This window comes from uncultured Pelagibacterium sp., assembly GCF_963972885.1.
GTDB lineage: Bacteria > Pseudomonadota > Alphaproteobacteria > Rhizobiales > Devosiaceae > Pelagibacterium > Pelagibacterium nitratireducens.
The window spans coordinates 1-11,461 of sequence record NZ_CAXAXY010000094.1 but is presented as its reverse complement, the minus strand read 5'-3'; the positions used below and the strand labels follow the sequence as shown (position 1 = coordinate 11,461).

General features: G+C 62.6%; 11 protein-coding genes and 1 pseudogene. 8 read left to right on the top strand and 4 right to left on the bottom strand.

Annotated features, from left to right (window positions below; genetic code table 11):
• The 4 genes from AACZ55_RS13270 to AACZ55_RS13255 form a co-directional block, all read left to right on the top strand.
• Positions 1-896: nickel/cobalt transporter (locus AACZ55_RS13270; protein ID WP_339646805.1), on the top strand; the 896-nt coding region annotated here is incomplete at its 5' end.
• A gap of 133 nt (positions 897-1,029) precedes the next feature.
• Positions 1,030-2,052: a ferrochelatase gene (hemH, locus tag AACZ55_RS13265; RefSeq protein WP_339646802.1), complete on the top strand. Its 1,023-nt coding sequence runs from the start codon at positions 1,030-1,032 to the stop codon at positions 2,050-2,052.
• A gap of 94 nt (positions 2,053-2,146) precedes the next feature.
• Entirely contained in the window at positions 2,147-3,115 is a 969-nt protein-coding gene (locus tag AACZ55_RS13260) for an SPFH domain-containing protein (protein WP_338609241.1), read from the top strand.
• A 4-nt stretch (positions 3,116-3,119) separates the two neighbouring features.
• A complete protein-coding gene (locus AACZ55_RS13255; protein ID WP_339646798.1) occupies positions 3,120-3,581 on the top strand; it encodes an NfeD family protein in 462 nt (153 codons plus the stop codon).
• Positions 3,582-3,588: 7 nt separating this feature from the next.
• Here AACZ55_RS13255 and AACZ55_RS13250 read toward each other — a convergent pair whose 3' ends face one another.
• Together AACZ55_RS13250 and AACZ55_RS13245 are read right to left on the bottom strand one after the other, a co-directional pair.
• Entirely contained in the window at positions 3,589-4,458 is an 870-nt protein-coding gene (locus AACZ55_RS13250) for a flagellar motor protein MotB (protein WP_338609245.1), read from the bottom strand.
• Positions 4,459-4,460: 2 nt separating this feature from the next.
• Complete coding sequence (locus AACZ55_RS13245; RefSeq protein WP_339646795.1) at positions 4,461-5,240, bottom strand: MotA/TolQ/ExbB proton channel family protein; 780 nt, start codon at positions 5,238-5,240, stop codon at positions 4,461-4,463.
• Positions 5,241-5,501: 261 nt separating this feature from the next.
• Between AACZ55_RS13245 and AACZ55_RS13240 the strand changes: the two genes are divergently transcribed.
• Positions 5,502-6,848, top strand: coding sequence for an outer membrane beta-barrel protein (locus AACZ55_RS13240; RefSeq protein ID WP_339646792.1), 1,347 nt, complete (start codon positions 5,502-5,504; stop codon positions 6,846-6,848).
• On the opposite strand, the gene galU is transcribed toward AACZ55_RS13240, so the two are convergent.
• Positions 6,832-7,728, bottom strand: a complete 897-nt coding sequence (galU, locus tag AACZ55_RS13235) for a UTP--glucose-1-phosphate uridylyltransferase GalU (RefSeq protein WP_338609250.1) — start codon at positions 7,726-7,728, stop codon at positions 6,832-6,834. The genes AACZ55_RS13240 and galU overlap by 17 nt on opposite strands.
• 123 nt (positions 7,729-7,851) lie before the next feature.
• Here galU and galE point away from each other — a divergent pair, with 123 nt between their 5' ends.
• The 3 genes from galE to AACZ55_RS13220 are packed head-to-tail and all read left to right on the top strand — an operon-like array spanning position 7,852 to position 11,244.
• Positions 7,852-8,850 carry a UDP-glucose 4-epimerase GalE gene (galE, locus tag AACZ55_RS13230; protein WP_339646790.1) on the top strand — a complete coding sequence of 333 codons (999 nt, stop codon included), beginning with the start codon at positions 7,852-7,854 and terminating at the stop codon, positions 8,848-8,850.
• A complete protein-coding gene (locus AACZ55_RS13225) occupies positions 8,802-10,046 on the top strand; it encodes a lytic murein transglycosylase (protein WP_339646788.1) in 1,245 nt (414 codons plus the stop codon). Before galE ends, AACZ55_RS13225 begins: the two co-directional genes overlap by 49 nt.
• 49 nt (positions 10,047-10,095) lie before the next feature.
• On the top strand, positions 10,096-11,244 hold the full coding sequence (locus tag AACZ55_RS13220) for a DUF459 domain-containing protein (protein ID WP_339646786.1): 1,149 nt from the start codon (positions 10,096-10,098) through the stop codon (positions 11,242-11,244).
• A 53-nt stretch (positions 11,245-11,297) separates the two neighbouring features.
• Here AACZ55_RS13220 and gltD read toward each other — a convergent pair.
• Positions 11,298-11,461 (bottom strand): annotated as a pseudogene (gene gltD, locus AACZ55_RS13215) (glutamate synthase); the annotation flags it as partial.

Genomic DNA, 11,461 nt, shown 5'->3' with positions numbered 1-11,461 from the left:
ATGCGATCGGCGAGGCGACGGCCCAGCGGCCGGCATCGCCGTTTTCCGCGCCCCCGCCCGAGACTTCGCTGGTCCCCACGCAGGGCGGGTTTTTCGGCTGGGTCAGCCAGCAGCAGCGGCGCTTTTACGGGACGATGACGTCGGCGCTGGGTGCATTGCGGACCGATGGGAACGCCTTCTGGCTGCTGGGGGGCTTGAGTTTTCTCTATGGCATCTTCCATGCCGCCGGACCGGGGCATGGCAAGGTGGTGATCTCGTCCTATGTGCTGGCCAATGAACGCCAGTTGCGGCGCGGGATCGTTCTGAGCTTTCTTGCCGCCATGATGCAATCGGCGGTGGCGGTGGCGTTCGTTGTGGTTGCCGCGAGCGTGTTGCAACTGACCTCGATGGCCATGAGCCGGGCGGCGTGGTGGATGGAAATCATCTCCTATGGGATGGTGGCGCTGCTCGGGGCGTGGCTGGCGGCGCGCAAGCTGGTGTTTCCCCACAAACACCATCACGCGCATGGCAATTCGCATGGCCATCACCACGACCATGACGACCACACATGCGACCACCATGTGGTGACGCCGCAGCAGGCGCGGGGCGGGTGGAAGGAATCGCTTGGGGTTGTCGTTTCGGTCGGTCTGCGTCCGTGTTCGGGCGCGCTGGTGGTGCTGGTCTTTGCGTTGAGCCAGAATGTTCTGGCCGCCGGAATCGCTGCGACGTTCCTCATGGGTCTGGGAACGGCGATAACGGTGGCGGTGCTGGCTTCGGCTGCGGTCTATCTCAAGGGCGGCGCCCTGCGGCTGACCGGGCATGGCGCTGCGGGCGAATCGGTGGTCTGGTGGCTGGAGATGGCTGGTGCGCTGCTGGTCATGGCGTTTGGCATGATCTTGCTGTTTGCGACGATCTAGGTGGACCAAAGGCGCGTATTGAGCGGGCAAATGGCCGCATCTTTTCGCCAAAGTGTTGCCCCGGCAGGCTTTGGCGCTATTGTGCCCGTCAACAAGAACAAAGACCTCACAATCCGCACCTCTCAGGATCCCGATGAACGCTCATCTGCCGCCCGATCATCCGCCCGTCAAACCGCGCAAAATCGGCGTTTTGCTGCTCAATCTGGGGACGCCCGACGGAACCGATTACTGGAGCGTACGGCGCTATCTCAAGGAATTTCTTTCCGATCCGCGCGTGATCGAGACGCCCAAATGGCTGTGGTGGCCGATCCTCAATCTGGGCATTTTGACGTTCCGGCCGCAAAAGACCGGGGCCAATTACGCCAAGATCTGGGACAAGCGGACCGATGAAAGCCCGCTGCGGGTGATCACCCGCGGGCAGGCCGAAAAACTCCAGCAGGCCATGGCTGCGGACGGGGTGATCGTCGAATACGGGATGCGCTACGGCAATCCCTCGACCGAAAGCGCTATCGGCAAGCTCCAGGAGCAGGGGTGCGACAAGATATTGCTGTTTCCGCTCTACCCGCAATATTCGGCAACCACGACCGCCACGGCCAATGATCAGGCCTTCCGGGCGCTGGCCAATATGCGCTGGCAGCCCGCCGTGCGCACCGTCCCGGCCTATTTCGGGGACGACATCTATGTCGAAACGCTGGCCCGATCGATCAGGGAAGGGGTCGAAAAGCTCGATTTCGAACCCGATCTGGTGATCACCTCCTATCACGGCATGCCCAAAACCTATCTCGACAAGGGCGACCCCTATCATTGCCAGTGCCACAAGACGACGCGGCTGGTGCGCGAAAAGCTCGGCTGGCCGAAAGACAAGATCATGCTGACCTTCCAGAGTCGGTTCGGACCCACCGAATGGCTTCAGCCCTATACCGACCAGACGCTCAAGGAACTGCCGGGCAAGGGGATCAAGAAGGTTGCCATTCTCGCGCCGGCCTTTTCGGCCGATTGCATCGAAACCCTCGAGGAAATCGCCATCGGGGGCGAGGAGGAATTCATGCATGCGGGGGGCGAGCGCTACGCCTATATTCCGTGCCTCAACGATACGCCGGACGGCATGGCGATGATCGAAGGGGTCGTGCGTCGCGAGTTGTCGGGCTGGCTCTAGGCGGCAACCTCGCGATTGTCAGCGCTCTGACCCGACCGTAAAGTCCTTGCCGTGGGACCGGCCTTTCGAGTCGGGCAAGTGGGAAGGCTGAATTATGGACGGGTTTTCGATAGTTCTTATCGTCATCGGCATTCTGGCCGTGATGGTTTTGCTGGCCGGGGTCAAGACCGTGCCGCAGGGGCACAATTACACGGTCGAGCGGTTCGGGCGTTATACGCGGACGCTCAAGCCGGGGCTCAACATCATCATTCCGTTCATCGACGGCATCGGGCGCAAGCTCAACATGATGGAGCAGGTGCTCGATGTGCCGCACCAGGAAGTCATCACGCGCGACAACGCCTCGATCACGGCGGACGGGGTGACGTTCTACCAGGTCCTGGATGCGGCGCAGGCGGCCTATGAGATTTCCAATCTCGAACAGGGCGTGCTCAATCTGACCATGACCAACATCCGCTCGGTGATGGGCTCGCTCGATCTGGACGAATTGCTGTCAAACCGCGACGAGATCAATTCGCGCGTGCTCCGGGTGGTCGATGCGGCGGTGGCGCCCTGGGGCGTCAAGATCACGCGCATCGAGATCAAGGACATCGAGCCGCCGCGCGATCTTGTCGATGCCATGGGCCGTCAGATGAAGGCGGAGCGCGACCGGCGCGCCGTGATCCTCGAGGCCGAAGGGCAGCGCCAGGCGCAAATTCTCAAGGCCGAGGGTGAAAAGCAGGCCCAGGTGCTCGAAGCTGAAGGCCGGCGCGAAGCCGCGTTTCGCGATGCCGAGGCGCGCGAGCGGTCGGCTGAGGCCGAGGCCAAGGCGACCGAGATGGTTTCCGAAGCGATTGCCAAGGGCGATGTGCAGGCCATCAATTATTTTGTCGCCAACAACTACGTCAAGGCGCTCGAAAAAATTGCCTCGGCGCCCAACCAGAAGGTGCTGATGCTGCCGCTGGAAGCCGCCAATGTCATCGGCGCGCTGGGTGGTGTTGCCGAGATCGCCCGCGAGGCATTCGGGGGTGAAGCGCCACGGCGCAACGCACCGGGGCGCCCACCCGCCACGCGCGGCGAAAGCTAAGGCCATGGATCTTATCGCGCTGATTGGAGACAATGCGGGCTGGGCGTGGCTGGTCTTCGGGCTCGTGCTGCTCGGGGTCGAACTTCTCGTTCCCGGCGTTTTCATGGTGTGGCTGGGCGGGGCGGCGCTTCTGACCGGTTTGACGGTGTTCCAGATCGGGATTGGCTGGCCGATCCAATGGGGGCTGTTCGGCGTTCTCTCGGTGGTGCTGGTCGCAAGCTGGCTGGCCTATTCGCGCCGTCGCCACGGCGATACGCCGCCGAGCGAAGATCCGCTGATCAATGCCCGGACCGCCCGGCTGCTGGGGCGTGAAACCGCGCTTGTCGAAGCGATCAGTGACGGGGTGGGGCGCGTGCGGATCGACGATACGCTGTGGCGGGTGTCAGGTCCCGAGCTTCCGGCGGGATCGCATGTGCGCATTACAGGCGCGCGGGGCGGATTGCTCGAGGTCGAAGCCGTGGGCTGAACCTGGTTCAGGGCGCCCATTGGGCAGGAACGGGCGGTTCCTCGTTGAGCACTGTGATCTTGATGCGCTGATTGGCAGCCAGATAGGGATCGTTGGCGAAATAGGGATCGGTTTCGGCCCGGCCCACCACCGCCTTGATCCGCGATGCCGACAGGCCGAATTCCTCGAGGATCTGCCGGGACACGTTGGCGCGGTCAAACGAGAGCTCCCAAGCCCCATATTCGGGATCGACATAAGAAATCCCGGCGGCGGTGTGGCCGGAAATCCGGATCTGGTTGGGCAGGCGCTGGAGGGCCGGGGCAATGGTGGCCAATGCCTGGCGTGTGTGCTCGAAGGGATATCGCGACCCCTCGGCGAACATGGGCCGCCCCTCCTGATCGGCGATCAGGATGTTGAGCCCTTCCTCGGTTTCCTCGAGAATGAGATTGTCTGTGATGTCGGTAATGACCGGGTTCTCGCGCCAGGCCTGCTCGATGCTGGCGGCGGCGAGCGAAAAGCGCCTTGGGGTTTCGAGTTCGGCGCGCTCAAGCTCGAAAGTCTGCGCTTCGGGGCCCTGCTGGGCGGCTTCGTCGTGGTCCTGGGTTTCGAACTGGCTGTCGCTCTGGTCTGGTTCCTGGGTCACGAGCTTGAGAAAGTCGCGCTGGGGCGTGCCTTCGCGCTCGATCACACCGGCGCGGGCAATGGTTTGGGAAAACCCGAACGCATCGCGCATCGAGCCGGCCACGATCTGGAGCTTTCGCTCGTCCTGGATGGAGAACGAAATGATGAGCACGAAAAAGCAGACAAGGATCGACATCAAATCGGCAAAGGTCACCAGCCATTCGGGGACCTCGGACTTGTTGTCCTTCTTGCGCGCTGCGGCGCTCGCGCGTGCCATGGTCAGGCGGCTGCCCTGAGCTGGGATTCGTCGGCTTCGCGCTGCTGTTCGGGCAGGTAGGCAACCAGCATTTCACGAATCAGGTTGGGGCTCTTGCCATCGCGGATGGACATGATGCCATCGATGATGAGTGTCTGGTTGATCTCCTCGACGCTGAATTTGGCGAGCAGTTTGTCGGATATCGGCAGGCACACCAGATTGGCGATGATCGCGCCGTAGAGCGTGGTCAGCAGCGCGACCGCCATGGCCGGCCCGATCGCAGAGGGATCGTCCATGCTCCCGAGCATCTGGACGAGCCCGACAAGCGTGCCGATCATCCCGAAGGCCGGCGCGGCATCGCCGAGCGATTTGAAGACGCGCTGGCCCTCGCTCAGCCGGGAGAGATACTGGTCGCGCTCGAGTTCCATGGATTCGCGGATGAAATCGGGATCGTAGGCGTCGGCAATGTATTGCGCGCCCTTACGCAGATTGGGCTCGTCGAAGTCCATGCCTTCGAGGCCGAGTGGGCCCTGGCGGCGCGCGATGTCGCCCATCCGGGCAATCTTTTCGATCAACTCGCGCGGCTCGACCTTCTTGTGGGTGAAGGCGACGCGCCCGCCGGTGACCAGGGCCTGACCCACTCCGGCGAGGGGAAAGCGGATCAGTGTGGCGGCGAACCCGCCACCGATGACGATGAAAATCGAGGGGATATCGACAAACGCGGAAAACGATCCGCCCATGAAAATGGCAAAAGCAATAACGGCGGCACCAGCGATGATGCCCAAAATCGTGGCGAGATCCATGCCAAAAACTCCATGGCCCAAGATGGGCCAGGTCGCGAGGTCCAAATATGGGGACACTATAGGAAGCAGGTCATACCAAGGCCTTAACCGCTTCAAATTTGATGACCTTGGATGCGAGGAAATGTGAGCACCGGTAAAGCTTTCTTAACCATAAGTTGAAAGCCTCCGGTCATAATTTCCGGAACCGTGAAATTGACCTTTGGTGCTCGAACAATTCTCGTCCTGACCCTTGCGGGTGCCGGTGCTTTGGCTGGTGCCTCAATGACGCTTGCCCAAGGGGACGGGTCGGGGACCGACAATCCCGATCTGTTGCGCGGGTCGCTGGGCGTGGGGTGCCGGCCGGGGACGTTGTGTCAGTTTCCCGCCCCTGATCTGGCCGTGCCTTTCACCTTGCCCGCCGCGCCCTTGCCGCTTTCAACTCCCGAGCCTGCCACCAGTGCGGCTGTCGCGGCGCCACCAGAGGCGGCGCCCGCTTCGGAACCGGTGCAACCTGCCGTGGCGGCTCCGGTCGATACGGCCGATTGGGGCGAACTGGGATACGGAATTGCCCTGCGGGGCGCCTATGTGCGCAGCGGGGCGACCGAACGGTTTGAAATGCTGACGATCCCCTCGGTTTCCTATTCCCGTTCCGGCGGGACGACCGATCTGGCGCTGAACGCGTCGGCGACGCTGGTTGCGCCGCAATCGGATGATGCGCGCGTCGGCGCGGCTAATGTGTCGGCCGATGTCGTCCATAGGCTTTCACCGTCGGCGGGGCTGGCGTTCAATGCCGACCTTGCGCTGTCCCAGGATGCGCCGGACGGCTTAAGTGCCGATGAGGCGGATCTGGCCAGCGCGCCGGTTTCGGTCTCGGGTACTGCCGGGCTCGGCTACACGCATCGGTTCGGCAATTTTACCGTAAGCGGGGCCGGTGACATCGCGCGCGACTGGGTTGGCGAGGCCTTGCAGGCCGATGGCACGGTGATCGACAACAGCCATGAAGGCGCAACCCGCTATGGCGGCGAGCTCAGGGTGGCGTATGAATTGACCCCGATAGTCGGGGTGTTCGGCCAGGGGGCTGTGGGACGGACCGAGTTCGACGGGGTCGATCCCGATCTGGGCGCCAGCCGCTCAGGCGACGATTTCGAGCTGCGTGGCGGCATCACGACAAACTGGTCCGACGTCGTGACGCTGGAGGCGTCCATTGGCTCGGGCTGGCGGATGTTTGACGCCGATGCCATCCCCGAAGCGCAGACATGGCTCTATGGCGTTTCGGTCGGCTATCGCCCCACGACAACCACCGAGTTCATGGCGAGCCTCGATACCGAACTGGCTCCGGGGCAAGGCGACTCTGGCGCTAGCGCGACCTATGGGGTGACACTTGAAGCCCGGCACAGGGCCAATTCATGGCTCGCCCTGCGGGCATCGGCGGGTGCGCAATGGGCAGTGCCCGAGGACGGCTCGGCGACCAGCCGGAGCTATTCGGCGGGGCTTGGCGCCGATTTCACGGTCAGCCAGCACACCAGTGCAACTCTCGACTATGATTATGGATTGCGCGAGGACCCCGCCGCGGCGATTGCCAGCCGCGACGAGCACCGGATCAGCGGCGGCGTCAGTCTTCAATACTGATCGGGGTGTCGCCGGTCAGGGTCTTGAGTTCGCTCAAGAACGCATCGGCAATATCGGGCCGGTCGAGCGCGAAGGCGACATTGGCGGTCAGGAATCCGATCTTGGAGCCGCAATCGAAAACCTGTCCATCGTATTTGACGCCGATGAAGGGCTGGCGGTCCATGAGGTAGTGCATGGCGTCGGTGATCTGGATTTCACCGCCCGTGCCCACGGTCTGCTCGCCCAGCAGGGAAAAGATTTCCGGCTGAAGGATGTAGCGGCCCGAAATGATGAGGTTTGAGGGCGCATCCTCGGGCTTGGGCTTTTCGACCATGCCGGTGATGGCGAACCCGCTGTCGGGGCCTTCGCCACGGGCGACGACGCCATAGGAAGAGACGTCTTCGGGCGCACACTCCTCGACCGCGATAATGTTGCCGCCCGTTTCTTCATAAGCGTCCATCATCTGCTTGAGCACGCCGGGAGAGGATTTGAAGATCATGTCGGGCAACAAGAGCGCGAAGGGTTCGCGCCCGACGATGTCGCGGGCGCACCATACGGCATGGCCGAGGCCGAGCGGTTCCTGCTGGCGGGTGAAGCTCGACTGGCCCGCCTTGGGCAGGTCGCGGCGGAGCTGTTCGAGGGCTTCGGTCTTGCCGCGCGCCTCGAGCGTTGCCTCGAGCTCGAACTGACGGTCGAAATGGTCCTCGATGACACCCTTGTTGCGGCCGGTGACGAAAACGAAATGCTCGATGCCCGCCTCGCGGGCCTCATCGACGGCATACTGGATGACCGGCTTGTCGACGACCGTCAGCATCTCCTTGGGCATGGCTTTGGTGGCGGGAAGAAACCTTGTTCCAAGGCCGGCGACAGGAAAGACGGCTGTACGGACTCTCTGGACCACTTCATACTCCCTTGCGATTGCTTTGACATAAACTAAGACAGTTTCAATGTCTTAATGCAAGATTGTGGTGACAGTTGCATGCCAGCAATGCATGCGAGGGCATAAGCGGATTTAAGGACAATCATGGCTATACTGGTCACGGGCGGCGCGGGATATATCGGCTCGCATATGGTGCTGCATCTGGCGGATGCGGGCGAGAACGTCGTGGTACTCGACAATCTGACCACCGGTTTTTCCTGGCTGGTCGATCATCGGGTCAAGCTCGTTGAAGGCAATGTGGCCGATGCCGAGCTGGTGTCGAAAATCATTGCCGAAAACGAAATTGATTCGATCATTCATTTTGCCGGTTCGATCATCGTGCCGGAATCGGTGAAAAACCCGCTCAAATATTACAAGAACAATACGGCCAATACGCGCGATCTGATTGCCGCCGCGGTGGCGGGCGGGGTCAAGCATTTCATCTTTTCATCGACCGCGGCAGTCTATGGCATGGTGGGGCTCGAGCCGGTGGCCGAGGACGCAATCCTTTCGCCGGTCTCGCCCTATGGGCGCTCGAAACTGATGAGCGAATGGATGCTGGCCGATGTGGCTGCGGCCCATCCGATCACCTATGGGGTCTTGCGCTATTTCAACGTGGCGGGCGCGGACCCCCAAATGCGCTCGGGACAATCGACGGCGGGCGCTACGCACCTGATCAAGGTGGCAGTGCAGACCGCGCTGGGGCATCGCGAGACGATGAGCGTATTCGGCGATGACTATCCTACGCCCGATGGCACCTGCGTGCGCGACTATATCCATGTGGCCGACCTTGTTGCGGCGCATGGGTTGCTGCTCGGGCATCTGCGCGATGGCGGGGAAAGCACCACCGTCAATTGCGGTTATGGGCGCGGGTTTTCGGTCGATGAGGTGATTTCGACCGTCAAATCGGTGACGGGGATCGATTTTCCCGTCGAACACGGGCCGCGCCGGCCGGGCGATCCGGCCTCGATCGTGGCGGGGGCCGACCGGATCAAGGCGCTGGGCTGGGTGCCCAAGCATGACGACCTCGCCGGAATCGTGGAGATGGCCTATAAATGGGAAAAATATCTCGATACGCGCAACGACCGGCCCTCCATTCTCTGATCGGAGCGATTTTCGTCTGGTTGGGGCTGGCCGGAGCGGGTCTGGCGCAGCCGGTCGAGAGCTTCGGGGCGTTCAAGGACCGGATGGAAGCGGTTGCCGTGGCCAATGGCATAGACCGCGATTTCTATCGCGCGGTCATGGGGCCGGTCACGCCCGACCCTTCGATCCCGTCTCTGATTTCCGGGCAACCCGAATTCGTGACGCCGATCTGGGCGTATCTCGATGCCCGGATCGGATCGGGACGGATTGCGCGCGGGCGGGCGGCGGTCGCGGCCAATGGCGGATTGCTGAATGCCGTAGGGCAGCGCTATGGGGTCGATCCTTACGTTCTGGCGGCGATCTGGGGGATGGAATCCGATTATGGCGCGGTGCTGTCCAACCGCTCGCTCATCAAGCCGATCATCCCGTCTCTTGCAACGCTTGCCCATCAGCGGCGCGGGCGGGCGGCAGAGGATGAGGCCGAACTGATCGCTGCTCTGGCGATCGCGCAGGCGCGGGGGTCGGCGGAAGGACTTGTGGGCTCCTGGGCCGGGGCGCTGGGGCATCTGCAACTTATTCCCACCGCCTATCTGCAATATGGGCAGGATGGGGACGGGGACGGCGTTGTCGATCCGCATACTTCGCTTGCCGATGCGCTGGCGTCATCGGCCAATTATCTGCGCGGGCTGGGTTATCGGCCCGGTCTCGATTGGGGGTTCGAGGTCGAAGTGCCCGAAGGGTTCGACTATCTGCTGGCCGATCGGGAGGCTTTTCGGACCATAGGCTTTTTCGCCGAGCGGGGCGTGGCACGGGTGGCGGGGCGAGAGTTCACCGATCTGGACATCGAGGTCTTCCTTTATGTTCCGGCGGGGGTTGCAGGGCCGAAATTTTTGATGACGCGCAATTATCTGGTGTTCAAGGGATACAATTTCTCCGATTCCTACGCGATGGCGGTCGCCCATCTGACCGACAGGCTCAAGGGCGCCGGGCCGTTCGTTGCTTCATGGCCACGCGGCGCGCAATTTCCCGATCGCCAGCAGCGGATCGATATCCAGACGATGCTGGCGCGGCTGGGGTATTACGGGGGCGTGGTTGACGGCAATATCGGGCCGGTGACGCAGGCAGCCTATGCGCGGTTTCAGGCAGACGCGGGGTTGGTCGCTGACGGGTTCGTGACCCGCGAGGCGCATCGATTGCTGGCCAGTGCCGTTCAATAATTAAGTGGTGGCGCTTTGAGGGTGCTGCGAATTGGACTAGAAACCGCTGATGGTCATGTGGCGTTCCATAGTTGTTTTTCTGGTGCTCGCGCTTTCGGCGTCCGGCGTTTTGGCGCAGGAGCGCAGCACGCGCACGCTGTTCGAGGTGCTGTTCGGTTCGGGGAATGAAGAGCAGCAGAGCCAGCCGCAAGAGCCGGTCACGTCGCAGCCCCGGCCCCAGGCCCAGCCTGCGCCCCAACCCCGGCAGGCCGAGCCGCCCGAAACCAGCGAAGTGGAAAAATCGGACAATGCGCGTCGGGTAGCGGTGTTCGGGGATTCGCTGGCCGTCGATCTGGCGCGAGCGCTGGAGCGGCTCTATGCGGACAATCCCGAAATATCGGTCCGCGAGCAGGCGGTCGGATCGTCGGGCTTTGTACGCAACGATTTTTTCGACTGGAACGCGGCGATCGAGGACGAGGTGATCGCCGACAGCTTCGATGTCGCGGTGGTGGCCATCGGGATCAATGACCGGCAGGCACTCGACGGGGCCGAGGCGCTGTCGGACCCGTGGCGCAGTGCTTATCGGGACCGGATCGATGCGTTTCTGGCCGACATCAACGCGGCCGGGAAGGAAGTCGTCTGGCTCGAATTGCCGCCGATGCAACAGCCCAGCTACGGGGCTGCCATGGCGCAGATTTCCTCCATCCACAAGGCGGCGGTCAATGCGGCTGGCGGGGCGTGGGTGGAGACCTATGACCGCTATCTGGGCGAAGATGGCGGCTACAGCGCCGATGGGCCGGATCTGAACGGCAATATCGTGGATATGCGCAAGGGCGACGGCATCCATTTTTCTGCGGCCGGCGCTGACAAGCTGGCCTTTTATATCGACAGGGCGATGGGTTCGGGCGGCGGTGGCCGGGTCAGCCTGTCGGGCAGCACCTCGGAGGTCGCCGACCTGCTTGCGGGGACAGATGCCGCCGGGATGGTCCGGCCGCCCTATCAAGGGCTCGACCAGATGCGGCTGGTCGAGATGGCCAGTTTCGTGCAGGACCTTGGCGGTGCGGCGCAGAGGGCGAACGATCTTATCGTGGCGGGGCAGGCCACGGCGGGAACGCGCAGTTTTGCGCTTGAGGACATGCTCGATGCGCCGGTGGGACGGGTGGATGCGTTCGGCTTGGGTCGGGCCGAAACAATTATCGAAAACCCCGGTGGGCGTTGAGAAAAAAGCCCCGGAGGTTGTCCGGGGCCTTTTTCTGATTCAGATCAAACAGATCAGCGCGGCAGAGCGGTCTCGCCCATGAGGTCGAGATCGATGGCGCGGGCCGCCTGACGGCCCTCGCGAATAGCCCAGACGACCAGCGACTGGCCGCGGCGCATGTCGCCGGCGGCATAGACACCATCCACGCTGGTCTTGTAGCTGAAGGTATCGGCGAACA